The organism is Cupriavidus pauculus (assembly GCF_022179805.1).
GTDB lineage: Bacteria > Pseudomonadota > Gammaproteobacteria > Burkholderiales > Burkholderiaceae > Cupriavidus > Cupriavidus pauculus_E.
The window spans coordinates 111,013-134,673 of the sequence record NZ_BPUO01000016.1; the positions used below are offsets into that span (position 1 = coordinate 111,013).

A 23,661-nucleotide genomic window follows, 5' to 3' on the forward strand; every position below is an offset into this window, starting at 1 on the left:
CCCTGCGGCAAGCGATGCAGGCCATGTGGTAGGCGACTCGCGCCTGCGTCCACATTGCGGTGCAGCGAGCGTGAATAACGCTAGCGTGAGAGGGTCGGGACTGTCAGCGACAGTTCAGCGACAGGTCAGCCGCAGGTCACCGTGAGGTCAGCCGCATCCGTGCCAGCAACGGCAAGTGATCGGATGCCAGCCGCGACAGCGGACTGCGATGACTGGTCACGGCCACCAGGTGCGCGCGCGGCGAGGTCCAGATGCGGTCAAGCGCCAGGAACGGCGCGCGCGACGGAAATGTCGAGACATGGGGCGTGCGCTCGAAGTAGGCATGCAGCCAGCGCAGCGGACGCCCCCACAGGAACCACTCGTTGACATCGCCGAGCAGGATGGTGGGCTGCTTCGGCGCTTCGGCCAGCGCGGTCAGCAACCGGCGCACCTGCCAGCGGCGCTCACCTGGGCGCAGGCCCAGGTGGGTGGCGATCACGCGCAGCGCGAACGTGCCCGATTCGATGGCATTGCATTCGAGTTGGGCGTCGATGGCACCACGCGGTTCGCACCCCTTCACGCTCAGGTCGATATGCCGCACGCTGGCGGGCGGGTAGCGCGTCAGCAGCGCGTTGCCGTAGTCGCCGTCGTCGCGCACCAGCGTCGGTCCCGGAATCGCGTGCAGGCCAGTGTGCTGGGACAGAAAGCGCAGCATGTCGAAGCCGGTGCCGCGCGTTTCCACCTCCTGCAGCGCGATCATGTCGGCACGCAGTTCGTTGATGACCTCGCAGATGCGCTTGGGCACGAAGTGGCCGTCGGTGCCGATGCCGCCGTGGATGTTGTAGCTCGCCACCTTGATGTCGGCATGCAGCGGCATCTCGTGGTGGATACCCGGCGTCTCACGTGGGGCATTCATCGTGCGCCCTCGCTGGAAGGGGTGCCGCCGCACTCAGGATGACCGGGGTGCGTGCCGAGGCCCGTGTGCGGATGCGCAGCCCGGCTGCGCCGTTGGCGGCGCCGCCGCAATGCCCACCACAGCGCGGCCGGCACCAGCAGCACCAGAGCCAGCAGCGCAACCGTGGCGGGCTGCGGATCGCGCGCCACGGCCGCGATGCGGTCCACCAGCGACGCCGACACGATGATGCCCGGCGACATGCCGATGGCCGTGCCCAGCAGGCAATCGCGCAGCCGGATGCGCGACGCGCCCACCACCAGGTTGACCAGCGTGAACGGCGCCACGGGCACCAGCCGCAGCACCACCATCGCCAGCACGCCATGCTGGCTGACCTGCTGGCTCAGGCGGTTCAGGCGCCGGCCGCCAAAGCGTTGCACGGCATTGCGCCCGAGCATCCGTCCGACCGTATAGGTGGCGGCAGTGCTCATCACGGTGCCGGCCAGCGCAATCGCGCCGCCATACAGCGGCCCGAACACCACCACGGTCAGCACGATCATGACGGTCACCGGAAACAGCGCCAGCCCACCCGCGACGAACGCGCCGATCATCGCCAGTGGAGCTAGCGGCATGTCATCGACGCGCTGCACCAGCGCCAGCAGATGCCGGAAGTCGGCCCACTCGCGCAGCGGCGTATAGCGCCAGGCAAAGGCTACGCCGGCCACGAGCAGCACAAACACCACCAACATCGCCACGCGGCTGGCCACGTGCGGCTGCGCGTCGGGGCTCACGAATTGGGCTATCACGTTTTCGGCGTCGATGGGCTCCATCGGGTCCAGCAGCGTGGCGTCGGGCAGCGCAGCGTCGATATCGTCGGGCACGCTCGGCGCGAACGGCTGCAGCGTACGCCCCTCGGCGCGGTACAACGCGGACAGCGCGTCGTTCAGGCGCGGCTGCGTGGCGAGTACATCGTCCAGTTCGTCGGGCGAGACCGCCAGGTGCTCGCACAGCAGACGGTTGCGCATGGCCCGGATCGCCGCCGCCATGCGCGCGTCGCCCAGCGATTCGAGCACGAGGTTGCACTCGGTATCGAGGCCGAACGAGCGGTTGCTCAGGTTGGCGGACCCAATCGTGAGCAGGCGGTCGTCCACGGCCATCACCTTGCTGTGCACGTTGACGCAGGCGTCGCCCAGATCCGGCACATGCGGACAGTAGAGCTGGAAGCGCCCCTGCGCATCGACCGCACGCAGGCCGCGATACAGCCGCGCACGCAGCACGCCCATGCTGGCTTCTTCAAGCCAGCCGCTTTCGGTGCGGCGCGATACCAGCGCGATGTCGGGGCCGTCGGGCTTGCACAATTGCCCGGCGAACGCATCGGCAATCAGCTCGGAACTGAAGTACTGGTTTTCCAGGTACACGCTGTCGCGCGCGGCGGCGATGGCATCGGTGTAGAGCGTGCGAATTTCGCTGATGGCCGGAGCGTCGTTGTGCGCCGGAAAGGTGCGGCTGATGCCGATGCGCACGTCGGTGATGTCCGGCGCCACCTGCTCGGGCCACGGATCGGTGCGTTGGGCGGTCGGCACGCGCGGGCGTCGGCCCGTGGCGCGCAGCCATCGCTCGGCCGCTAGCTCGCCCAGGGCACGCGCGGCCGCGCCATCGACCATGCACTGCACGTCATGGAACGGGGTATAGGGCTTGCCGTCGGGGTCCACGCGGCGCGGATCGTCGGCCAGGTGATGGTGGGTGTCCCAGCGGCGAATGGTCAGGTCCAGCCCGCCGACAAAGGCCACGCTGTGATCGACGACCACCACCTTCTGGTGATGCGAGGCGCCCACTGGATGGTTGCCGTCCAGGCAGAAGGACAGGCGCCGGTGCGTCTGCCAGTGCTCCTTGGCGGACGGCAGGAATTCGCGTTCGAGCGCGAACACCATCGCATAGTCCCAGCTCAGCACATAGATGCGCAGCCCACGGCGACGCCGGCACAGCGCGTTGAGAAAGTCGCGCAGTTCGGCCGGCAGGCCATCGGTGGGTTCGTCGGGCAGCAGCCGCATGCGGCTGTCGATGTCCCAGCCGAGGATGAAAATGCTGTGTTCGGCGCGCGCCAGCGTCTGGCGCAGCGCGGGAAAGTACGCGTCGGCATCCACCAGCATGGAAAACCGTTCGCACGGCTCCACACGCCAGCAGTTGTGGCCGGGCTTCAGCAGGGAGGATTCGGCTTCGTTCGTCATGGCGAACGGTTTGCCGCGCAAGTTTCGTACCGGTCGCGCGGGCGCGCGGTGCCGTGGGGTATGGCGGCACGCTGGGTGTGCCCCGAGTGTGCCCCGGGTGTGCCGCTTACTTGCCTTTGTAAAAGTTGCCAGTCAGGCGGCGGCTTGGCGCCAGGCACCGGGCGGCTTGCCGAAGCGGCGCGCGAAGGCTCGGGTAAAAGTGGTCTGGTCGGGGTAGCCGACGGCTGACGCGATGTCGGCCAGCGGCATGGCATCGGCCATCAACCATTGCACGGCCTGGTCCAGGCGCAGGCGCGTCTGGTAGCCATGGGGCGTGTCGCCGAATGCCTCGCAGAACAGCGTGTGAAAGCGGCGCGGACCCCAACCGATGCGCGCGGCAAGCTGGTCCACGCGCAGCGGCGTGGAAAGGTGAGCACGCATGTAGCGGTCGATGGCGGCCACCGGAAAATGCGCCGCATCGAACTGCCGCTCATCGACGCCCAACAGCGTGGCCAGCCCGCCTGCCAGCGTGGCCGCCTGCTGCCAGGCATGCTGGGCGACGAACGTCCCCGAGGCCTGCTGCGCGGTGGCCAGGCGCCGCACATCGGTGGCGAATTTGGAATCCATGGAGAACGTGCGCGGTCGGGCCATCAGCCGCGCGGGCAGCGCCACGGAACTGGCGGGAAAGTCGGCCACGAGCTGCAGGTTGTCGGTCAGGCCGCTGCACAGGTGATGATGGCCCGCCGGAATGACGAGCCCGTGCGTGCCGTCCACGCGGTAGGCATGGCCGTCGATCTCGAGTTCGATCTCGCCATCCACGCCGAACAGCAACTGGTGATAGTCGTGCGCATGGCCGAATGGCCGCCGCTGGTAGCGGCGTGGTTCCACAAGCGGCGAGGCGTGCTCAACGAGCTTCGGCATGACGCGGTTTTCCGTGGGTCTGGCACAGCCAGACCCCGATGCCGGCAACGCCCATGCCCAGCCACTGGATGGGCCCGAGGCGGTCGCCGAACAGCAGCGCGGCCTGCACGGCGGCCAGCGGTGGGGCCAGGAACATCAGCGCTGCGGCATTGGCGGCCTGCCCACGGCGCACCAGGCTCAGCAACAGCCACGTGCCGATGCCCGACAGCACCACGGCGGCCCACGCCAGCGACGCAAACAGCGTGGGGCCCGCTTCCCAGCGCAACGCACCAAAGCCGCCCGACGCACTGACCACCACGCCGGCCACGAGCATCGCCCCGGCGTTCTGCCAGGCCGAGCTGGCGCGGATATCCGCGCGGGCAATCGAGGTTTTCTGGAGCAGGGTTCCCATCGTGATCGACACAATCGCAAGCACGCCAACCAGCACGATCCACGGAGACACCGCGTGCGGCGCGCCGGCCTGCATGGCTGGCAAGACTACCAGACCGACACCCAACGCGCCCAGGCCCAGTCCGCGCCAGGTACGCGACGAAGGTTGCTCCTTGAGCAGCGGAATGGCAAGCAACGCGGTCAGCAGCGGCTGCAGCGCACCCAGCAGCGCCATGATCGACGGCGACAAGCCGTGCGCCACCGCGCCATAGCCGGCGCACAAATAGATGCCCTGCATCAGCGCGCCCGCCAGCAGATGGCGCGGCACCTCGGCCAGCGGCGGCCACGCGGCGCGTCCGGCGGTGGCCACCACGGCGAACATCAGGGTGGCCAGCGCAAAGCGCGCGAGCAGGAACAGGCTGGTGTCGGCCACCGGCACCACGGCCTTGCCGACGATAAAGCCGGTGGACCAGATCAGGACGAAGGCCATGGCAGGCAGCCAGGCGGGAAAGGGGCGCGACATCGGAGGCAGCTTGGAAGCGGAATGCAGACGGTTTTCTGGAAATTGCCCGGCAGCGTAACGCGCCGGCTGGCCGCTGTCTTGGCAAATCCTGCATTGCGGGGGCAGGTCAGCGTGCTAAGGTGACGGCCCGCCAGCACGGCCGCCGCCACTTTGGGTTCCAATCTGATGCCAGCTACCCCGCAACAACGCCTGATCGACGAACTTGGCCTGATTCCGCACCCCGAAGGCGGCTTCTACCGCGAAACCTTCCGCGACGCGGCCGTGGTGACGCGTGCCAGCGACGGCGCCCAGCGCTCGGCATCGACGGCGATCTACTACCTGCTGTGCGACGACGCGTATTCGGCCTGGCATCGCATCCAGGCGGACGAGGCGTGGCATTTCCACGCCGGCGACCCCATCCACGTGCATTGGCTGACGCCCGACGGCACGCTTGCCACGCATCGGCTCGGCAATCCGCTGCTGCAGCCGGGCACCGTTTTCCAGGCCGCAGTGCCAGCCGGCTGCTGGTTTGCCGCCGAGCGCGTACCGAGCGCCGGCGCCGAGGAAGGCTTCGCCCTGGCAGGGTGCACGGTGGCACCGGGCTTCGAGTTCAGCGAATTCGAACTGGCCGACGCAGCCGCGCTGGCGGCGGCGCATCCGGCGCATGCCGATCTGCTGAAGCGGCTGGCCAGCCGCTAGCCTCGCGGTTACGCGTTGTTCCTGACCTGCGTGCGCAGGTAGTCGACCACGCGCGCCACGCGCGGCGGCAGCGACCACTCGGAACGGCGGATCAGCCAGAGCCGGTCGATGACCGGCGCTTGGCAGTCGAGCACCTTGATACGGTCTTTTTCCACGAACGCCTGGCGCGCGTAGCGCGGGGTTACCGTGAAGCCGAAGCCGCGCGCCACCGGTTCCAGCATCAGGCTGACCTGGTTGCTGAAGCCCCGGCACGGCAGCGTATGCACGCCCGGGTTGCCCGGATAGTGCCGGCTCAGCAGGCGGTTGGCCATGGCCTTGCCGTCCGGGTGGTCGACAAAACCGATGCGCTCCAGGTCTTCCCAGCCTTCCACGTTTTCGCTGGCCGGGAACACCAGCTCCAGCGGCTCCTCGCTGAACGGGCTCGCTTCCAGGCGCGGATCGTCAGGCTTGAGCGACACCAGGCCTACATCAAAACGGTTCTGCAGCACGCCTTCCAGCACCTCGGCGTCAGGCGCGAAGCGGTGACGGATGATCAGGCCCGGCGTCGTGGCCTGCAGGTCCAGCAGGCGCGGATACAGGAACAGGCCGATGCTGCCGGGCGTGATCAGCCCGACTACGCCGCTTTCCGCATCGTTGCTGAGCCGTGCGCGCAGGCGGTCGTTGGCCACTTCCATATCGCCGCAGTACTCCAGCAGCGCCTTGCCGGCCGGCGTCAATTCCAGGGCGCGGGGCCGGCGGATCAGCAGCGGACCCAACGCTTCTTCCAGATGACGGATGTGCTGGCTCACGGCGGCCTGCGTCAGGCCAAGCTGGTCGGCGGCGCTGGTGAAGCTGCCTACCTGGGCCAGCATGGCGAACGAACGCAGCCATTGAGGGTTGAGCATAATGAACTCTTATTAAGACGATAACGCGCAGACGGTTTTCATTATAGCGACGGATCGCTAATATCGCTGCATCGCAACACGGATAGATTCGATCATGACTACGCCTGCACTTTTCACCCCGTTCACGCTCAAGGATGTGACACTGCGCAACCGTATCGCGGTGCCGCCGATGTGCCAGTACAGCGCCATCGATGGCTTCACTAACGACTGGCATCTGTCGCACTACGCGGGCCTGGCCCGTGGCGGCGCCGGACTGGTGATCGTCGAGGCCACGGCCGTGTCGCCGGAAGGCCGGATCTCCCCGGGATGCACGGGTTTGTGGAATGACGAGCAGGCCGTCGGCATGGCCCGTATCGCTGAAGCCATCAAGGCTGGCGGCGCGGTGCCCGGCATCCAGATCGCCCACGCCGGGCGCAAGGCCAGCGCCAACCGCCCGTGGGAAGGCGACGACCATATCGCCGAAGACGACGCCCGTGGCTGGAAGACCATCTCGCCGTCGGCCAAGCCGTTTGGCGCGAACCTGGGCAAGATGCCCGAGGCGATGACGCAGGACGATATCGCCCGCGTCCAGGCCGATTTCGTGGCCGCCGCCAAGCGTGCCCGCGATGCCGGCTTCCAATGGCTGGAGCTGCATTTTGCGCACGGCTACCTGGCGCAGAGCTTCTTCTCGGTGCATGGCAACGAGCGCACCGACGCCTATGGCAATGACGCCATTGGCCGTGGCCGCTTCCTGCTGGAAACGCTGGCCGCCGTACGCGAAGTCTGGCCGCAAAACCTGCCGCTGACCGCGCGCTTCGGTGTGATCGAGTACGACGGCAACGACGAGCAGACGCTCAAGGAATCGATCGAACTGGTTCGGGCCATGCGTGAAGGCGGCCTGGATATGCTGAACGTCAGCGTCGGCTTTTCCACGCCCAATGCGCAGATCCCCTGGGGTCCAGCATTCCTGGCACCGGTGTCCGAGCGTGTGCGCCGCGAAGCCGGCCTGCCCGTGGCGGCGTCGTGGGGCATCGACGACCCCGTGGTGGCCAACCGCGTGGTCGAAGAAGGCCAGATGGACCTGGTGATGGTGGGCCGCGCGATGCTGTCGAACCCGCACTGGCCGTACCAGACCGCCATGAAGCTCGGCCTGGAGCGCCCGTCGTGGACGCTGCCCGCACCGTACGCGCACTGGCTGGAACGCTATCGCGTGATGTCGGCGGCCTGATATCAGGCTGACACCAACACGCTGGCCGGCTCAGAACGATCCGACCAGCGTGCCCAGCGCGATCACTGCGGCCAGGGCCAGCAATGGCCCGACGATGCCGACCATCACGATGCCGCCGTAGCTTTGCCGGTGCGTGGCGCCGCAGACGGCCAGCAGCGTCACCACGGCGCCGTTGTGCGGCAGCGTATCGAGCGTGCCGGCGCTCATCACCGCCACCCGGTGCAGCACGGCCGGGTCGAGTCCGATGTCGATGGCACGGCTCAGGTAGACGCCGCCGAGCGCGTCGAGCGCGATGGTCAGGCCGCCCGAGGCCGAACCGGTCAGCGCCGACAGCACGTTGGTGGCCACGGCCAGCGATACCAGCGGGCCGCCTTCGATCGACAGCACCCAATCCCGCACCACTGCAAAGCCGGGCAGGGTGGCCACCACCGCGCCAAAACCCACCAGGCTGGCCACGCTGAGCACTGGCAGTGCCGCCGCGTGCGCGCCGGCGCCCATGGTTTCGCGCAAGGCCGGCAGGCGGCGCCAGTTCAGCACCACCAGGCAGACAATGGCCGCCGTCAGCGCGACGATCACCGACCACACCCCGCCCACGGCCTGCAGCGACGTGCCGCCCCATTCCGGCAGTTGCAGGTAATCCCCATTGAGACGCGGCACGATGAACAGGCTCATGGTCAGGTTCACGGCCACCACCACGACCAGCGGCAGCAAGGCCACCCATGCGCCGGGCGCTTCGGCACTGCGCTGGCCGTGCAGCGCCTCGGCCGGGTCGAATTCATGGGCGGTGCTGGCGCGCTCGCGGATCAGCGGCCGCTCGGCCACTTCCTCGGGGTTTGCCGCCATGTCGGCCGCCGCGTCCGCGCCATAGCCCTCGCCGTTGCGGCGCGCGGTGTCTTCGCAGCGCGCCAGCCACCACATGCCGAACGCCAGCATGACCAGGCTGGCGACGATGCCCAGCCCCGGCGCCGCGAACGGCGTGGTGCCGAAGAACGGCATCGGAATCGCGTTCTGGATGGCCGGCGTGCCGGGCAGCGCCGACATCGTGAACGTCGACGTACCCAGCACGATGGCCGCCGGCATCAGCCGGGGCGGGATATCGGCCGCACGGAACAGCGCGTGGGCCATCGGCGCCAGCACAAAGAACGCCACGAACAGGCTGACGCCGCCATAGGTGAGCAGCACGCCGGCCAGCACCACGGCCAGCATCGCGCGCTGGGGCCCCAGCGTGCGCGTCATCCAGTCGGCAATGGCCGTGACCGATCCGCTGTCGTCCATCAGCTTGCCGAACAGCGCGCCAAGCAGAAACAGCGGGAAGAACTGCGCCACAAAGCCGGCGGCCGTGCCCATGAAGGTCTGCGTCCAATGGGCCAGCAGCGGCTGGCCGGCCGTGGCGGCGGCCAGCAGGGCGGCGGCGGGGGCGATCAGCAGGATGCTCCAGCCACGGAACGCCATCCAGATCATCGCCGCCAGGGCGATGACGATGCCTAGCAGGCCCATGGCTTATACCTCCTGCAGCAGTTCGTCGAGATCGAACGAGGATCGCCGACCGAGCGCGTCGCCGTGCTCAAGCAGGAACTGGTCGGCCGCCGCGCGGCCTTCGTCGCGCAGCAGGCACAGGAACGGCCATTCGGCGTTCATCTTCGACGACGTGCCGAACTCGGCCATGCGCTCGCTGGCAATGCGATGGATGCGCATGCCTGCCCACAGCGCGCCTTCGGTATCGCCGGGATCGGCCACGCGCTGCAGTAGCGCGATCATGCGCAGTTCCTTGAGCAGCACGGCGTTGAACGAGATCTCGTTGACCCGGCTGAGGATGTCGCGCGCGCTGCGCGGCACGCCGGCGCGGGCCACGGGGTTGATCTGCACCAGGATCGTGTCGCGCGACCTGCATTCGCGCACCAGCGGCGTAATGGTGGGATTGCCGGCGTAGCCGCCGTCCCAGTACGGCACGCCGTCGATCTCCACGGCCTGGAAGACCGTGGGCAGGCAGGCCGACGCCAGCAGCACGCTGGCCGTGACCTCGGCATTCTTGAACACGCGGCCACGCCCGGTTTCGACATTGGTGGCTGTGACGAACAGATGGATCGGCGCCTGCGCCAGCACGTCGAAATCGATAGTGGCCTGCAGCACCTCGGCCAGCGGATTGCTCCCGGCCTTGTTCAGGTCATAGGGTGACCACAGGCGCGCCGCCAGGTCGGCGGCCACGAACAGCGGGGAATTGTCGAGCGTCCAGCGGCCCAGGATCACGTCCAGCGGGGTACGCCGGAACGGGCTGAAGCGCGCGGCGTCGGATACACGGTGCCAGAAGTCCTCCAGCGCCTGCCGTGCCCCGACGGCCCCGCCCAGCGCGTGGCCGTGCACCAGCACCGCGGCATTCATCGCCCCGGCCGACGTGCCCGAGATGCCGTCTATCTCCAGCCACGGCTCCTCGAGCAGGCGGTCCAGCACGCCCCAGGTAAAGGCCCCGTGGGCGCCGCCGCCCTGCAATGCCAGGTCCACCAGCAGCGGCCCACGTGTTGCGGTCTTGCCATCCTCGTTCATCCGACGCCCCCGAAGGTGAGATACGTGAGGTACAAGCCGCTCTATTATTTGTTGTGCAGTGCAACTTCAGCAAGCTGGATTTTTCGTCTCTCCCGTTTACTCGATGATCTGGAACTGGTCGAAATACGCCTCGTTGAGCGTCAGGCCGAGCCCCGGCAGGTGGTCGTCGAGCTGCAGGTAGCCGTTGTCCGGCGCCGGTTCGCCCTTGAAGATGTAATAGAACAGTTCGTTGCCCACCTCCACGTCGTGCACCGGGAAGAATTCCGACATTGGCGACGCCGTGGACGCCATGGTCAGGTGGTAGTTGTGCATCTGCCCGGCGTGGGGGATCACCGGCACCGACCAGGCCTCGGCCATCGCGTTGATCTTCTGGGCGGCGGTGATGCCGCCCACGCGGTTGGTGTCGTACTGGATCACGTCGACGGCGCGGCGCTCCAGCAGGTCCTTGAAGCCGTATGACGTGAATTCGTGCTCGCCGCCCGAGATCGGGAACGGGCTCATCTTCTTGAGTTCGGCATAGCCCTCAATATCGTCGGCGATGACCGGTTCTTCCAGCCAGCGCGGATTGAATTCGGCCAGCCGCGGAATCATGCGGCGCGCGTATTCGAGCGTCCAGCCCATGTAGCACTCCAGCATGATGTCCACGCCATCGCCCACCAGTTCGCGCAGCAGCCGCACCTGCTCCAGGTTCTTGAGCATGCCGGCCGGGCCGTCCTTGGGGCCATAGCCGAAGCGCATCTTCATGGCCGTGAAGCCCTGGTCCAGGTAGCGCTGGGCTTCGCCCAGAAACGCGTCGCGGTCGTCGTTGTTGTAGAGCTTCGACGCGTAGCACCAGATCTTTTCCTTGGTGCGGCCGCCCAGCAGCTTGAATACGGGTTTGCCCGTGGCCTTGCCCATCAGGTCCCACAACGCGATATCCACGGCCGAGATGGCCGCCATGCCGATTCCCTTGCGCCCCCAGGCGTGGGTGCGGCGATACATCTTCTGCCACAGGTATTCGTTGTCGAACGGGTCCTGGCCGGTCACGATCGGCGCCAGGTACTGGTCAACGATCTGCTTGGCCACGCGCGGCGCCAGTGCGCAGTTGCCGATGCCCACGTGGCCGTCGTCGGTTTCCACCTCGACCACGAGCCAGTCGTGGAAGCGGAACGACCCCATGGCATCGCCCCGGTCGAACAGGATGTCGGTGGCGTTGGTGCAGAAATGGGCCTGCGGCGGCACCGTCTTGCCTTTCCATTCAAAGACGCGGGCGCGGACGTTGGTGATTTTCATGGCGAGCTTCCTTGGTCGATGGCGGAAAGGTCAGGCGGCATGGGCGGCGTCGGCCAGCCGGCGCGCACCCATCTGGCAGGCCAGGTGGAACGCCTGCAGCGTGGCGCCAGGGTTGGCGCGGCCCTGTTGCGTGATGTCGAACGCGGTGCCGTGCGCTGGGGTGGTGATCGGCACGGGCAGGCCGCCCTGCACGGTCACGCCGCGCGAGAAGCCCATCAGCTTGATGCCGATCTGGCCCTGGTCGTGATACATCGTGACGATGGCGTCGAACTGGCGCTGCTCGGGGCCGCCCTGCACCTTGAGAAAGATCGTGTCGGCCGGGAACGGGCCCTGTGCCGCCACGCCACGCGACTGGGCTTCAGTCACGGCCGGGCCGATCACGTCGATTTCCTCGCGGCCAAACGCACCGTGGTCGCCGTTGTGCGGGTTCAGTCCGCAGACGGCGATGCGTGGCGTGACCACGCCCGAGCGCCGCAGCGCATGGTCGATCAGGTCGATGGCGTCGCGCACACGCCCCGGGGTGATCAGCGCGGGCACTTCCTTGATGGCCACGTGCGAGGTCACGCGCGACGTCCACAGGCCGTCGAGCACATTGAACTCGCAGAACGGCCCCTGGTAGCCGAGCTTTTCGGCAAACCAGTGCAATTCGTCGTTATGGCCCATGCCGGCTGCGTGCATCGAACTCTTGTTCAGCGGGCCGAAGAGGATGGCGTCGGCATGGCCGGCCTGCGCCAGCGTGACGGCCACCTGCAGCGTGCCCAGACAATAGCGGCCGCCGTCGGCGGTGGCTTCGCCGCGCTGGTAGGCGGGTTGCTCGGGCAGGTTCCAGTGATACAGGCGCGGGCCGTGCTCGGTGCCCTGGAAGTCGGGCCGCTCCACTTCGGGTAGCTGCAGCGACACACCGGCCACTTCCATGCCGCGCCGCCATTCCTCGCGGTCGGCAATCAGCAGGATGCGCGCCTGCGCGGCGGCTGGGTCGGCCAGCAGCCGGGCGATCAGTTCGGGGCCGATGCCGGCGGGATCGCCAAGCACCATGGCAATGCGGGGACGTTGGGTGATGGTGGTCATGGTCAGTCCAGTTTGACGCCGAGTTCGGCGATCAGCTTGCCGTAGCGCGCATATTCGCTGCGCGAGAAGGCGTCGAATTGTGCGGCGTCCATCGTGCCGGCTACCGCGCCCACGTCGCCAAGCCGGCGGATGGTGTCGGGATCTTTCATCACCTGCGCCATGGCCGCGCTGATCCGTTGCAGCGTGGCCGGTGGCGTACCGGCGGTGGCGTAGACGCCGTACCAGGTATTGGCCTGGATCTCGGGCACGCCGGCTTCCTTCAGCGTCGGCACGTTGGGCAGCAGCGCCGAGCGCTTGTCGGACGTCACGGCCAGCGCGCGCAGCTTGCCGGCCTTGATGTGGTTGATCACGGACGGCATGGTCTCGAAGCTCATGTCGACCTGGCCGCCCATCAGGTCCACCAGCCCGCTGGCGCTGCTCTTGTACGGCACGTGCAGCATCTTGCCGTGGATCTGGTACGCAAACGCGGCCGCCGCCAGGTGCTGGGTGCTGCCGACGCCCGACGAGCTGTAGCGGTATTTGTCCGGATTGGCCTGGATCTGCGCGACCAGCGTCCGGGCGTCCTGGACCGGCAACTGGTTGTTGACCACCAGTACGTTCGGCACCTGGGCCACCAGCGCCACCGGGGCCAGGTCCTTGAGCGGGTTGAACTGCAGCTTGAGCAGATGCGGCGCGATGGCTTGCGACGTGGACACGCCCATCAGCAGCGTGTTGCCGTCGGGCGTTGCCTTGGCCGTGATGTCGGCGGCGATGGTGTTGGACGCGCCGGGGCGGTTATCCACGACCACCGGCTGCTTGAGCAGCGCGGACAGTTTCTCGGACACGATGCGCGCCATGATGTCGGTGCCGCCGCCGGGCGCCGCGCCTACCATCATGCGGATCGGGCGTGCATCGTCGGCGTGGGCGGCGGGCGCCGCCAGACCCATCCACGCGACCCCTGCAACTACGCCGGCAACTACGCCGCCCAGGGCGCCAGCCTTCCATGTCTTCATGTTCGTCTCCGTCGATAGGCAGTCTACGCTGCATGACGGCCACTATACGGACCACAGTGCGTGGCGAAAACTGAGCATTTCTGAAGCGGCGATAAGCTCCGCTGATATGCGGGTTAACGTGCGGCGGGCACGACCAGGCCGGGCCGGCGCGGCGGTGCGGTGGCGAGCGATCACCGCAGGCGATCACCGTATAGGCAGGATTCAATAGGCAGGCAGCCCGGCCGGCCCGTATATTGGGCGGCACATCACAACGAGGAGACAGCATGACCACGCCCGTGTATCGAGGAGTGTTCCCCGTGGCGCCGACCATCTTCGACGCCGGCGGCGAACTCGACCTGGACGGCCAGCGCCGCTGCATCGACTTCATGATCGATGCGGGGTCGCACGGCATCTGCATCCTGGCCAACTTCTCGGAACAGTTCGTGCTGACCGACGACGAGCGCCAGCGCCTGATGACCACCGTGCTCGACCACGTGGCGGGACGCGTGCCGGTCATCGTCACGACCACGCATTTCAGCTCGCGCATCTGCGCCGACCGTAGCCGCGCCGCGCAGGAGGCGGGTGCCGCGATGGTGATGGTCATGCCGCCGTACCACGGCGCCACGATCCGGGTGCCGGAGCGCGGGATCTACGACTTCTTCGCCACGGTGTCGGCCGCCATCGACATCCCGATCATGATCCAGGACGCGCCGGTCAGCGGCACCACGCTGTCGGCACCGTTCCTGGCGCGCATGGCCCGCGAGATCGCCAATGTGTCGTACTTCAAGATCGAGGTGCCGCAGGCGGCGGCCAAGCTGCGCGAACTGATCGAACTGGGCGGGGATGCCATCGTCGGCCCCTGGGACGGCGAGGAAGCCATCACGCTGATGGCCGACCTGGAGGCGGGCGCCACCGGGGCCATGACAGGGGCCGGCTACCCGGACGGCATCCGCCAGATCCTGGACACCTGGCAGGCCGGCGACACCGAGGGTGCCGCCGCCCGCTACCAGCAATGGCTGCCGCTGATCAATCACGAGAATCGTCAATGCGGCCTGGCCGCGGCCAAGGTGCTGATGCAGGAAGGCGGCGTGATCCGCTCGGACGCCGTGCGCCACCCGCTGCAGCCGATGCACCCGGCCACGCGGGAAGGGTTGCTCAGGGTGGCGAGGCGGCTGGATCCGCTGGTGTTGCGGTGGGGGCGCTAAGTCCGCTATGCATCCCGACGGCCGCCTTTGACGCGACCGATCATGTCCTGGACATCCTGGCTTGCGTTGGCCGTATACAGGGCGATGTCGGGATGGTCGTCAGCAAAAACTCGAAAAATCTGATCTGCGAACGCCTGGCCAATAGACCCCACGCCGTCGAAATCAAAGATCACGATCTTGAAGAGGTCGACGCGGGCTAGCAGCCGTTTGGCTTGCGAGCGGGAGATCAATTCATCGTCGCCATACTTGGCGAGGGTGACAGGCACGATAGTCTTGTCGAATGCCAGGTCGTCGTTGCTGGAGAACTCGTCGAACACCTTTCTGGTGGTCAGCGCAGTATGGTTGTTCAACTCCATGAAGACGGCAGTGCCCGCGTCAGTGACATCCCGCTCGCTCAGCCAGTCTTCTGGTTTGCCTTTCTCATGACTGAAGTACAGTCCGCCAGACAGAATGTCGAACTTGTCGAACATGCGTGACGTGAAGAAGATGCCTTCGCCAGAATGATTCTTTGGGTCAGTCGTCAGCTTGCCTTTGGACAGTTCAAGGATGGCGTGCCGTTCATCAAGCAGTGAAAACTCTTGCTGGATCTTGCGGAAGATACCGATGCCGTTGTCCGCAATCAGAATTTCCGTACTGCTTGCCGTTTTCACGATCTCGACGGTGATGCATGTGCCGAGCGAGTGATCGACGGCATTGTTGAACATCTCGGTGAAGCCGTGGTGCCAGATGTTAAGAACATTGTCTGGCAGCGGTGCAATCGCTGGCTTTATATCCTGTACCCAAATGACGTCTTCGGCGGGATGGTTAGCGAGCGGGTAGTGAAGGGTTGTCTTCGAAAGAGGAGCAAGCCGGTAGAAAGGAACTCGCGCGCTACCTTCCTTCACGATGTCACCTTGAGCGCGGAGGCGGAACAAGTGCTTGTTCACGGCTTGGCGCGTAATGCCGAACTGGGCGGCGGTCACAGCAGCGATATCGCTCGCATGTGCTTCGATGTTCTTGAGGATGAAACAGCGGATCATCTCACCCTGCGCACGGACGTTTCCAATCACGGGAACTCCCCCTCATTGACAACCTTATGGCAAAGAGTTGTCAACCTTATGGGCGATTTTTGTCAACCTAATGGCATTGATGTGCATCTAAAGGACCTTAAATCTAGTTCTATGGTCGGGTATCGAAACCTCTCAGCGCATCCACCAGCAAACTCATCGATGCCGTGACCGGCCGGCCGCGCCGGGTGACGATGCCGTACGGCCCGAGCTTGATCGGCAACGGTAGGGGGAGCACCGCCAGCGCGCCAAGCTGCTCGTAGTAGGCGGCGACCGATTCGGGCAGCACGGCAATCAGTTCGCTGTCGCGCAGCAGCGAGGTGGTCATCAGGATGGCGGCGGTCTCGATGGTCGATGGGGGCGGCGACACGCCGGCGTCCTCGAACGAGCGGTCGATCAGTGCGCGCATGGGGCTGGGCCGGGGCTGCATGATCCATGGATAGCGGGTCAGTTCCGCGAATGCGGGGCTGGCCTGTTGCGCCAGCGGATGCTGGGGACCGGTCACGATGGCCAGGCCCTCGTCGCCAAGCTGCTCGAAATCGAGTCCGCTGCTGTCCCAGCCTTCGGGCACCCGGCCCAGCACCAGATCGAGCTGGTCGCGCTCCAGCAGCGGCATCAGCATGTCGCTGGTGTCCACCTGCACGGCGATTTCCAGCTGGGGATGGTCGCGGTTGAGCTGGCGGATGGCGTCGGCCAGCAGTCCCGGCGCCGGCGCCATCACGGCGCCCACCCGCACGCGGCCGATCTTGCCGGCTTCCAGCGCCACCAGTTCGTCGCGCAGTCCCGCCATGTCGGCAAACACGAGCTTGGCGTAGCGGGTGGCCGCGCCGCCAAAGCGCGTCGCCCGCAGACCGCGCGCATGGCGCTCGAACAACGACACGCCCAGCAGATCCTCCATGTCCTGCAGCATCTTGCTGACGGCCGGTTGCGAGAGGGTCAGCGCCTCGGCGGCCTGGCGCAGCGACCCGCGTTCCTCGATGGCTACCAGCAGGCGCAGGTGCTGCATTTTCAGGCGGTTATGCAGGGCGGAGACCGAAGGAATCATGATGGGCGCGCGGGACGTGGGGGCATCATTCTAAGGCGCGGCATTTTGCCGACGTTGGCAATATTTCGTGGTCGGCACCACGCATGGCCGGCGTGACGGACGTGCCGAACCATCTGCGCTCGCACTGAAGCCCCTGTTTTCCCTATTTGCCCCCGCGCGTTCTGTGCGGATACCGGTCGCCAGTCTTTCGGTCGTGAAAGGTTGATGCTGCGCCGCAAAATCCCCGTTTATCCCTGAAGGCATATGGCTTCCCCCGTTCGGGGGAGGTCCCATGTTGCGCTGCATCGCAGCATAAAATCGTTGCGCAAAACGTAAGCAATGCGTCGATATGTTGCCTTGACATTGCCTGTTCCGAAGTCTTACGCTGCCGCCATTCTATCTAGACGTTCGCATGTAGAACGCAGGTTCGATATGCGGTCATTTCGACTCTCAGGAGACAAGCCTTGAACAAGGTTGCCGGGTTCTTTACCGAACTGATGCGCCGGTATCTGCCGGACCCCTTCGTGTTTGCCATCGGCCTGACGCTGCTCAGCATGGTGATGGCCATGGTGGTGGAGGGGCAGGGCGCCAACGCCGTGATCATGAACTGGGGCAAGGGCTTCTGGAACCTGCTCTCGTTCACCACGCAGATGGCCGTGATCCTGGCCATGGGCTACGTGCTGGCCACTGCGCCGCTGGTCGATCGCTTCCTGAATGGCATCGTGGCGCGCGTGCAGACGCCGCGCGGCGCCATCATCGTGGCCACGCTGGTGGGTGGCATCGGCAGCTATCTGAACTGGGGCTTTGGCCTGGTCATTGGCGGCATCATCGCGCGCAAGCTGGCCGTGAAGGTCAAGGGCGTGCATTACCCGCTGATCATCGCGTCCGCCTATAGCGGCTTCACGATGTACGGGCTGGGTTTGTCGGCCAGCATCCCGGTGCTGATCTCCACGCCGGGACACCCGATGGAAAAGCTGATGGGCGTGATCGCGCTGAAGGACACCATTTTCTCGGTGCCGATGCTGCTGACCAGCCTGGCCGTCATCGTCACGCTGCCGCTGCTCAACGCCATGCTGCATCCGCGCGATGCCAGCGACGTGGTGGAAATCAAGGAAGAACCGGCCGCGAAGGAAGCTGCCGGCGGCGGCCACAGCATGGGCATCGAGAACACGCTGGCCACGCGCATGAACAACAGCCGCCTGCTGAGCCTGCTGATCGGGCTGTGCGGCATGGCCTATGCGGTGATGTACTTCGTGCAGGGCGGTACGCTGGACCTGAACCTGATCAACTTCCTGATCCTGTTTATCGGCGTGCTGCTGCTGGGTACGCCGGCCAACTACGTGGCGCGGCTCAATGAAGGCATCAAGACGATTTCGGGCATCATCCTGCAATATCCGTTCTATGCGGGCATCATGGCGGTGATGGCGGGCTCGGGGCTGGTGGATACCATCTCGCGCGTGTTCGTCGACATCGCCACGCCGCAGACGCTGCCGTTCTGGGGCCTGGTCAGCAGTTTCGTGATCAACTTCTTCGCGCCTTCCGGCGGCGGCCACTGGGTGATCCAGGGTCCGTTCATGATCGATGCGGCCAAGGCCATCGGCAGTTCGGTGGCGCAGACGTCGATGTCGGTGATGCTGGGCAACGCGTGGAACGACCTGGTGCAGCCGTTCTGGATCCTGCCGGCGCTGGCGCTCTCGAAGCTCAAGCTCAAGGACGTGATGGGCTACACCGTGATCATGATGTTCTGGGTCGGCGCGATCTACATCGTGGCGCTGCTGGCCTGGGGCATGGCTACACACTAACGCAGTCCTGCAGTCCAACCCGGGAGACCTCGCATGCCTTACCTGATCGAAACGTTCGACAAGCCGAACCACCAGCACGTGCGCCAGGCCAACCGGCCCACGCACCTGGACTTCCTCGAAGCCAACAAGCAACTGCTGCTGGCCTGCGGTGCCAAGCTCAACGATGACGGCAGCGACGGCGGCGGCGGGCTCTATATCGTCGACGTCGACTCGCGCGAGGCCGCCCAGGCCTTTATCGAGGCCGATCCGTTCCACAAGGCGGAGCTGTTCGCCGAGATCCGCATCGTGCGCTGGCGCAAGGCCTACCTGGACGGCGTGCGCCACATCTGAGCCACTCATGAAACGATGGAAGCAACGGCCCGAAGGCGCCAACTGGGGCGACTTCGGCGACGACGACCAGCTTGGCCGCCTGAACCTGGTCACCCCGGCATGCGTGCGGGCCGCCGCACAGGAAATCCGCAGCGGCCGCACGTTCTGCCTGTCGCTGCCGCTGGATTTGCCCGGCGGCAACGTGCTGAACCCGCGCCGGCACCCGCCGGTGCTGCGGCCCACGTTCCGTGACGACGTGGCCTACGTGAATTTCCCGCTGGCCAAGGTGGATCCGCGCGCGCTGGACGTGCTCAGTGACGACCAGGTGCTGTTGTCGATGCAGTACTCGACCCAATGGGATTCGCTGGCGCACGTGGGCGCGCTGTTCGACGCCGATGGCGACGGGGTGCCCGAGCGGGTCTACTACAACGGGTTCCGGCCCAATACCGATATCGTCGGCCCGGTGGACTACGCCGAAGCCGACCAGTTCGCGGCGCATCCGTGCGGCCACGACCACAGCCACGCCGAGGTCCTCGGCATCGAGACGTTTGCCGCCCATGGCATCCAGGCGCGCGGCGTGCTGGTGGACCTGGCCGAGCATTTCGGGCGCGAATGCCGCACGGTCGGCTATGACGACCTGATGCGCGTGATCGATGCCGACCGCGTGGAAGTGGGCAGCGGAGACATCCTGGTGCTGCGCACCGGGTTTGCCGAAATGCTGGTCGAGATGGCTGGTCAGCCCGATGCGGACCTGCTGCACGCCAGCTGCTGCGCGCTCGACGGGCGCGACGAGCGGCTGCTGCAATGGATCACCGATTCCGGCATCGCCGCCATCGCCGCCGACAACTATGCCGTCGAACGCTACCCGGCGCGCCCGGTGCCTGAGTCCACCGGCCCGGTGCCGATGCTGCCGCTGCATCATCACTGCCTGTTCAAGCTGGGTTTGCCGCTGGGCGAACTCTGGCATCTGCGCGACCTGGCCGCCTGGCTGCGCGCCGAAGGGCGCAGCCGCTTTTTCCTGTCGGCGCCGCCGCTGCGGCTGCCCGGCGCGATGGGGTCGCCCGTGACCCCGGTCGCCACTGTCTGATTCCGCCACGTTTTCCAAGAAGGAGCCGCCATGCTGTTCATGGTCGAAATGACTGTCCGCATCCCCCATACGCTCGATCCGCAGCGCGTGGAAAAGATCAAGGCCGACGAAATGGCGTACTCGCAGCAACTGCAGCGCGAAGGCAAGTGGCGCCACCTGTGGCGCGTGGCCGGCCTCTACGCCAACGTCAGCATTTTTGACGTGAAGGATGCCGACGAACTGCACACGATCCTGACCGCGCTGCCGCTGTACCCGTACATGGACATGAAGGTGACCGCGCTGGCCCAGCACGGATCGGCCATCGCCAAGAACTGACCGGGAGCCCGCGCCATGCCTTTTGCCGACCTCAATGACGTCCGCATCCATTACCAGCTCGACGGCGACGCCAGCCTGCCGGTGCTGGTGCTGTCGAACTCGCTGGGCACCAACTTCGAGATGTGGCAGCCCCAGATGGCCGCGTTCACGCGCCGTTTCCGGGTGCTGCGCTACGACACGCGCGGCCACGGCCAGTCGTCGGTGACCGAAGGCCCGTATTCGATCGCCCAGCTTGGCGGCGACGTCATCGCGCTGCTCGACCATCTGGGCCTGCAGCGCGTGCATTTCTGCGGGCTGTCGATGGGCGGCATTACGGGCATGTGGCTGGCGCTGCATCACGCTGCGCGGATCGAGAAACTGATTCTCTGCAACACCGCCGCCTATATCGGCCCGCCCGAGAACTGGACCAACCGCGCCGCCGCCGTAGAGCGCGATGGCGTGGCATCGATCGCCGCCGCCGTGGTCGACAAATGGCTGACGCCCGAGTTTTCCGCCGAACAGCCCGAACTGGTGGCCCGTCTGCGCGCCATGCTGGGCGCCACCGATGCACGCGGCTACGCGGCCAACTGCCTGGCCGTGCGCGATTCGGACCTGCGCGGCGATATCGCCCGCATCCAGATGCCGACGCTGGTCATCGCTGGCACCGGCGACATCCCGACACCCCCGGCCGACGGCCGCTATCTGGCGGACACCATTCCCGGGGCGCGCTTCGTCGAGCTGTACGCAGCGCACTTGTCGAACCTGCAGCAGGTGGACGGGTTCAGTCAGGCGGTGGTGGATTTTCTGGCAGCCTGAGCCACAACCCGTTGTAGCATCGCGCCTGGACAGTTTGCAGGCGGGATGACGATGAGGTGGCAATGGTGGCGGTTCGGCATGGCATTGGCGGGCGTGGTGTTGCTCGGCGATGCCGCCATGCTGATGCTGAAGGGCGTATTCAATTTTGGTGTGGTGCTGCCCGCGATGCTGGGCGTCGCGGCGCTGGGCCTTGCCGCGCGGTGGGATGCCATTGCGCGCTGGCGTCATGCACGGCCGCGCATGCAGTGGCTGTGGCGGGCCGGCTGGATCGTGTTTTCAGTCTGGCTGGCCAGCGTGGCGGTGTTTTTCGCCACGTTCGGCTACCGCGCCCACGCGGCCGACCAGGTCGCGTCGCACGGCGCGCCGCCATCGGCGATTCTGGTGCTGGGCTCCGGCACGCCGCACTGCAAGATCTCTCCCACGCTGAAAGCCCGCCTCGACAAGGGGCTAATGCTGGCGCGCAACGCGCCGGATGTGCCGGTGGTGGTCAGCGGCGGCCAGGACTTTGGCCTGCAATGCACGGAAGCCGACCTGATGGCCGACTACCTGATCGGGCAGGGCCTGGCCCCGGACCGATTGATCCGCGAGGACCGCAGCACCAGCACCGACGAGAACCTGAGGTTCAGCCGCAAGCTGCTGGCGCAACACGGGGTGGGCGATGCGGCGCCACTGGTAGTGGTGACCAGCGATTTCCATCTGCTGCGCGCCGAGCGCATCGCCCGCAAGGCCGGATTCCGCGCCGTCACGGGCGTGGGCGCGCCCACGCCGCTCTATCTGCGCTACAACGCGTGGCTCCGTGAGTACTTTGCCTATATCAGCGGCTGGCTGCTGCGCGAGTATTGATCAGCCCGGCATGCCGAAGTGGTCGGCGCGGGCCATGGGCCAGTACTTTTCCCAGAGGCTGTAGCGCAGGTTGCCGTTGACGAGGTCGCCGGGCTGCAGGAAATCGAACAGTTCGGACATCGGCTTGACCTCGCTGGGCGACACGCGGCGCACGATATGGTGCGGTGTCAGCTCGCCCGGCGCATGCAGGCCGGCTGCCTGCAGCAGTTCCTGCAGCGCATGCACCGTATGGCGATGGAAGTTGGCCACGCGCTCGGCCTTGTCCGGCACCACGATGGCGCGCTGGCGCACCGGGTCCTGCGTGGCCACGCCCACCGGGCAGCGGTCGGTGTGGCATTTCTGCGCTTGCACGCAGCCCAGTGCGAACATGAAGCCACGCGCGGCATTGCACCAGTCGGCGCCCATCGCCAGCGTGCGCGCGATATCGAACGCGCTGATCAGCTTGCCGCTGGCGCCAATGCGGATCTTGTCGCGCAGGTTCGCGCCCACCAGCGTGTTGTGCACCAGCAGCAGTCCCTCCTGCAGCGGCACGCCGATATGGTCGACGAACTCCAGCGGCGCGGCGCCGGTGCCGCCCTCGGAGCCATCCACCACGATGAAGTCGGGCAGGATGTTCGATTCGAGCATCGCCTTGACCACCCCGAAGAAGTCCCACGGATGGCCGATACAGAGCTTGAAGCCGGTGGGCTTGCCGCCTGACAGATTGCGCAGGCGATCCACGAACTGCAACAGCTCCATCGGCGTCGAGAACTCGCTGTGCGCGGCTGGCGACACGCAGTCGACGCCCATCGGCACGCCGCGCGTGGCGGCAATCTCGGCCGTGATCTTGGCGGCCGGCAGCACCCCGCCGTGCCCGGGCTTCGCGCCTTGCGACAGCTTGACCTCGATCATCTTGACCTGCGGGTCGGCAGCCTGCTTGGTGAACAGGTCCGGATCGAAGCTGCCATCGTCGCGGCGGCAACCAAAGTAGCCCGAGCCCAGTTCCCAGATCAGGTCGCCGCCTTCGGCGCGGTGATAGGGCGAGATCGATCCTTCGCCGGTGTCATGCGCGAAGCCGCCCAGTTTGGCGCCGCGATTGAGTGAGCGAATGGCGTTGGCGGACAGCGCGCCAAAGCTCATCGCGGACACGTTGAACACGGAAATGTCGTAGGGCTGGGCGCGGTCGCCGCCCACCCGGATGCGGAAATCGGCCGATGGGATGCGGGTGGGGGCCAGCGAATGGCTGATCCATTCGTAGCCAGCGCGCTTCACATCGAATTCGGTGCCGAACGGGCGGCTATCCACCTCGTTCTTGGCGCGCTGGTATACCAGGCTGCGCTGGGCGCGCGAGAAGGGCGCCTCCGAGGTGTCGTCCTCGATGAAGTACTGGCGGATCTCGGGCCGGATGAATTCTAGGAAAAACCGCGCATGACCCCAGATCGGGTAGTTGCGCAGGATGGCGTGGCGTTTCTGTGTCATGTCGTGGATGCCAACCACGCACAGTGCCGCCGGCAGGGTCACCCACCACCACGACATGGTCTGGGCGGCCGCCAGGCCGGCCAGGAGGATCAGGCCGCAACCCGCAAGGGCCACGGCGCCATAACGACGCTCGATCATGGGAGAGACTCTTTCGGTTTTTATTGGGCAACCCGCGATGATGGCGCGGGAAGATGGCCATGTGAAGTATCGGCCGTGGAAACGCTGTCTTGACTTCTGAACACCAAAACGCCATTAACCGCCAGAA

Annotated in this window: 22 protein-coding genes; 9 read left to right on the top strand and 13 right to left on the bottom strand. The window is 66.3% G+C overall.

What is annotated here, in order from left to right:
• Positions 1–136: 136 nt before the first annotated feature.
• From MFF62_RS25680 to MFF62_RS25695, 4 genes are all read right to left on the bottom strand, one after another.
• A complete protein-coding gene (locus MFF62_RS25680; protein WP_238265956.1) occupies positions 137–895 on the bottom strand; it encodes an endonuclease/exonuclease/phosphatase family protein in 759 nt (252 codons plus the stop codon).
• Positions 892–3,099: a VTT domain-containing protein gene (locus MFF62_RS25685; RefSeq protein ID WP_238265957.1), complete on the bottom strand. Its 2,208-nt coding sequence runs from the start codon at positions 3,097–3,099 to the stop codon at positions 892–894. Before MFF62_RS25685 ends, MFF62_RS25680 begins: the two co-directional genes overlap by 4 nt.
• A gap of 132 nt (positions 3,100–3,231) precedes the next feature.
• Complete coding sequence (locus MFF62_RS25690) at positions 3,232–3,999, bottom strand: AraC family transcriptional regulator (RefSeq protein WP_238265958.1); 768 nt, start codon at positions 3,997–3,999, stop codon at positions 3,232–3,234.
• On the bottom strand, positions 3,983–4,891 hold the full coding sequence (locus tag MFF62_RS25695; protein ID WP_238265959.1) for a DMT family transporter: 909 nt from the start codon (positions 4,889–4,891) through the stop codon (positions 3,983–3,985). Before MFF62_RS25695 ends, MFF62_RS25690 begins: the two co-directional genes overlap by 17 nt.
• 165 nt (positions 4,892–5,056) lie before the next feature.
• Between MFF62_RS25695 and MFF62_RS25700 the strand changes: the two genes are divergently transcribed.
• Complete coding sequence (locus MFF62_RS25700) at positions 5,057–5,569, top strand: cupin domain-containing protein (protein WP_238265960.1); 513 nt, start codon at positions 5,057–5,059, stop codon at positions 5,567–5,569.
• 8 nt (positions 5,570–5,577) lie between these two features.
• Here MFF62_RS25700 and MFF62_RS25705 read toward each other — a convergent pair whose 3' ends face one another.
• On the bottom strand, positions 5,578–6,453 hold the full coding sequence (locus MFF62_RS25705) for a LysR family transcriptional regulator (protein WP_238265961.1): 876 nt from the start codon (positions 6,451–6,453) through the stop codon (positions 5,578–5,580).
• Positions 6,454–6,547: 94 nt separating this feature from the next.
• Between MFF62_RS25705 and MFF62_RS25710 the strand changes: the two genes are divergently transcribed.
• The gene (locus MFF62_RS25710; protein WP_238265962.1) at positions 6,548–7,660 is read left to right on the top strand and encodes an NADH:flavin oxidoreductase/NADH oxidase; all 1,113 of its coding nucleotides are present in this window, start codon (positions 6,548–6,550) and stop codon (positions 7,658–7,660) included.
• 30 nt (positions 7,661–7,690) lie between these two features.
• Here MFF62_RS25710 and MFF62_RS25715 read toward each other — a convergent pair whose 3' ends face one another.
• From MFF62_RS25715 to MFF62_RS25735, 5 genes are all read right to left on the bottom strand, one after another.
• Positions 7,691–9,157 carry a GntP family permease gene (locus MFF62_RS25715; RefSeq protein WP_238265963.1) on the bottom strand — a complete coding sequence of 489 codons (1,467 nt, stop codon included), beginning with the start codon at positions 9,155–9,157 and terminating at the stop codon, positions 7,691–7,693.
• Positions 9,158–9,160: 3 nt separating this feature from the next.
• On the bottom strand, positions 9,161–10,201 hold the full coding sequence (locus MFF62_RS25720; protein ID WP_238265964.1) for a patatin-like phospholipase family protein: 1,041 nt from the start codon (positions 10,199–10,201) through the stop codon (positions 9,161–9,163).
• 96 nt (positions 10,202–10,297) lie between these two features.
• Positions 10,298–11,473, bottom strand: coding sequence for an L-rhamnonate dehydratase (locus MFF62_RS25725; protein WP_238265965.1), 1,176 nt, complete (start codon positions 11,471–11,473; stop codon positions 10,298–10,300).
• Between the two features lie 30 nt (positions 11,474–11,503).
• Positions 11,504–12,541 (bottom strand): 4-hydroxythreonine-4-phosphate dehydrogenase PdxA, encoded by a 1,038-nt coding sequence (locus tag MFF62_RS25730; protein ID WP_404990836.1) that lies wholly within the window; start codon positions 12,539–12,541, stop codon positions 11,504–11,506.
• Positions 12,542–12,543: 2 nt separating this feature from the next.
• The gene (locus tag MFF62_RS25735; protein ID WP_238265966.1) at positions 12,544–13,533 is read right to left on the bottom strand and encodes a Bug family tripartite tricarboxylate transporter substrate binding protein; all 990 of its coding nucleotides are present in this window, start codon (positions 13,531–13,533) and stop codon (positions 12,544–12,546) included.
• Positions 13,534–13,796: 263 nt separating this feature from the next.
• On the opposite strand from MFF62_RS25735, the gene MFF62_RS25740 reads away from it, so the two are divergent.
• Entirely contained in the window at positions 13,797–14,717 is a 921-nt protein-coding gene (locus tag MFF62_RS25740) for a dihydrodipicolinate synthase family protein (RefSeq protein ID WP_238265967.1), read from the top strand.
• 5 nt (positions 14,718–14,722) lie between these two features.
• Here MFF62_RS25740 and MFF62_RS25745 read toward each other — a convergent pair whose 3' ends face one another.
• Entirely contained in the window at positions 14,723–15,766 is a 1,044-nt protein-coding gene (locus tag MFF62_RS25745; protein WP_238265968.1) for an STAS-like domain-containing protein, read from the bottom strand.
• 109 nt (positions 15,767–15,875) lie between these two features.
• Positions 15,876–16,808: a LysR family transcriptional regulator gene (locus MFF62_RS25750; RefSeq protein WP_238265969.1), complete on the bottom strand. Its 933-nt coding sequence runs from the start codon at positions 16,806–16,808 to the stop codon at positions 15,876–15,878.
• A 443-nt stretch (positions 16,809–17,251) separates the two neighbouring features.
• On the opposite strand from MFF62_RS25750, the gene MFF62_RS25755 reads away from it, so the two are divergent.
• The 6 genes from MFF62_RS25755 to MFF62_RS25780 are packed head-to-tail and all read left to right on the top strand — an operon-like array spanning position 17,252 to position 21,938.
• Positions 17,252–18,589 (top strand): short-chain fatty acid transporter, encoded by a 1,338-nt coding sequence (locus MFF62_RS25755; RefSeq protein ID WP_238265970.1) that lies wholly within the window; start codon positions 17,252–17,254, stop codon positions 18,587–18,589.
• Between the two features lie 33 nt (positions 18,590–18,622).
• On the top strand, positions 18,623–18,919 hold the full coding sequence (locus MFF62_RS25760) for a YciI family protein (RefSeq protein WP_238265971.1): 297 nt from the start codon (positions 18,623–18,625) through the stop codon (positions 18,917–18,919).
• A gap of 7 nt (positions 18,920–18,926) precedes the next feature.
• Positions 18,927–19,985, top strand: coding sequence for a cyclase family protein (locus MFF62_RS25765; RefSeq protein ID WP_238265972.1), 1,059 nt, complete (start codon positions 18,927–18,929; stop codon positions 19,983–19,985).
• Between the two features lie 30 nt (positions 19,986–20,015).
• Positions 20,016–20,300, top strand: a complete 285-nt coding sequence (catC, locus tag MFF62_RS25770) for a muconolactone Delta-isomerase (RefSeq protein WP_238265973.1) — start codon at positions 20,016–20,018, stop codon at positions 20,298–20,300.
• Between the two features lie 15 nt (positions 20,301–20,315).
• Positions 20,316–21,095 (top strand): 3-oxoadipate enol-lactonase, encoded by a 780-nt coding sequence (gene pcaD / locus MFF62_RS25775; RefSeq protein WP_238265974.1) that lies wholly within the window; start codon positions 20,316–20,318, stop codon positions 21,093–21,095.
• Between the two features lie 45 nt (positions 21,096–21,140).
• The gene (locus MFF62_RS25780; protein WP_238265975.1) at positions 21,141–21,938 is read left to right on the top strand and encodes a YdcF family protein; all 798 of its coding nucleotides are present in this window, start codon (positions 21,141–21,143) and stop codon (positions 21,936–21,938) included.
• On the opposite strand, the gene MFF62_RS25785 is transcribed toward MFF62_RS25780, so the two are convergent.
• The gene (locus MFF62_RS25785) at positions 21,939–23,534 is read right to left on the bottom strand and encodes an FMN-binding glutamate synthase family protein (protein WP_238265976.1); all 1,596 of its coding nucleotides are present in this window, start codon (positions 23,532–23,534) and stop codon (positions 21,939–21,941) included.
• Positions 23,535–23,661: the final 127 nt, after the last annotated feature.

Excerpts from the sequence above, each read along its gene's own strand:
- MFF62_RS25680 (WP_238265956.1), bottom strand. The coding sequence starts at position 895 with ATGAATGCCCCACGTGAGACGCCGGGTATCCACCACGAGATGCCGCTG.
- MFF62_RS25685 (WP_238265957.1), bottom strand. The coding sequence starts at position 3,099 with ATGACGAACGAAGCCGAATCCTCCCTGCTGAAGCCCGGCCACAACTGC.
- MFF62_RS25690 (WP_238265958.1), bottom strand. The coding sequence starts at position 3,999 with ATGCCGAAGCTCGTTGAGCACGCCTCGCCGCTTGTGGAACCACGCCGC.
- MFF62_RS25695 (WP_238265959.1), bottom strand. The coding sequence starts at position 4,891 with ATGTCGCGCCCCTTTCCCGCCTGGCTGCCTGCCATGGCCTTCGTCCTG.
- MFF62_RS25700 (WP_238265960.1), top strand. The coding sequence starts at position 5,057 with ATGCCAGCTACCCCGCAACAACGCCTGATCGACGAACTTGGCCTGATT.
- MFF62_RS25705 (WP_238265961.1), bottom strand. The coding sequence starts at position 6,453 with ATGCTCAACCCTCAATGGCTGCGTTCGTTCGCCATGCTGGCCCAGGTA.
- MFF62_RS25710 (WP_238265962.1), top strand. The coding sequence starts at position 6,548 with ATGACTACGCCTGCACTTTTCACCCCGTTCACGCTCAAGGATGTGACA.
- MFF62_RS25715 (WP_238265963.1), bottom strand. The coding sequence starts at position 9,157 with ATGGGCCTGCTAGGCATCGTCATCGCCCTGGCGGCGATGATCTGGATG.
- MFF62_RS25720 (WP_238265964.1), bottom strand. The coding sequence starts at position 10,201 with ATGAACGAGGATGGCAAGACCGCAACACGTGGGCCGCTGCTGGTGGAC.
- MFF62_RS25725 (WP_238265965.1), bottom strand. The coding sequence starts at position 11,473 with ATGAAAATCACCAACGTCCGCGCCCGCGTCTTTGAATGGAAAGGCAAG.
- MFF62_RS25730 (WP_404990836.1), bottom strand. The coding sequence starts at position 12,541 with ATGACCACCATCACCCAACGTCCCCGCATTGCCATGGTGCTTGGCGAT.
- MFF62_RS25735 (WP_238265966.1), bottom strand. The coding sequence starts at position 13,533 with ATGAAGACATGGAAGGCTGGCGCCCTGGGCGGCGTAGTTGCCGGCGTA.
- MFF62_RS25740 (WP_238265967.1), top strand. The coding sequence starts at position 13,797 with ATGACCACGCCCGTGTATCGAGGAGTGTTCCCCGTGGCGCCGACCATC.
- MFF62_RS25750 (WP_238265969.1), bottom strand. The coding sequence starts at position 16,808 with ATGATTCCTTCGGTCTCCGCCCTGCATAACCGCCTGAAAATGCAGCAC.
- MFF62_RS25760 (WP_238265971.1), top strand. The coding sequence starts at position 18,623 with ATGCCTTACCTGATCGAAACGTTCGACAAGCCGAACCACCAGCACGTG.
- MFF62_RS25765 (WP_238265972.1), top strand. The coding sequence starts at position 18,927 with ATGAAACGATGGAAGCAACGGCCCGAAGGCGCCAACTGGGGCGACTTC.
- catC (WP_238265973.1), top strand. The coding sequence starts at position 20,016 with ATGCTGTTCATGGTCGAAATGACTGTCCGCATCCCCCATACGCTCGAT.
- pcaD (WP_238265974.1), top strand. The coding sequence starts at position 20,316 with ATGCCTTTTGCCGACCTCAATGACGTCCGCATCCATTACCAGCTCGAC.
- MFF62_RS25780 (WP_238265975.1), top strand. The coding sequence starts at position 21,141 with ATGACGATGAGGTGGCAATGGTGGCGGTTCGGCATGGCATTGGCGGGC.
- MFF62_RS25785 (WP_238265976.1), bottom strand. The coding sequence starts at position 23,534 with ATGATCGAGCGTCGTTATGGCGCCGTGGCCCTTGCGGGTTGCGGCCTG.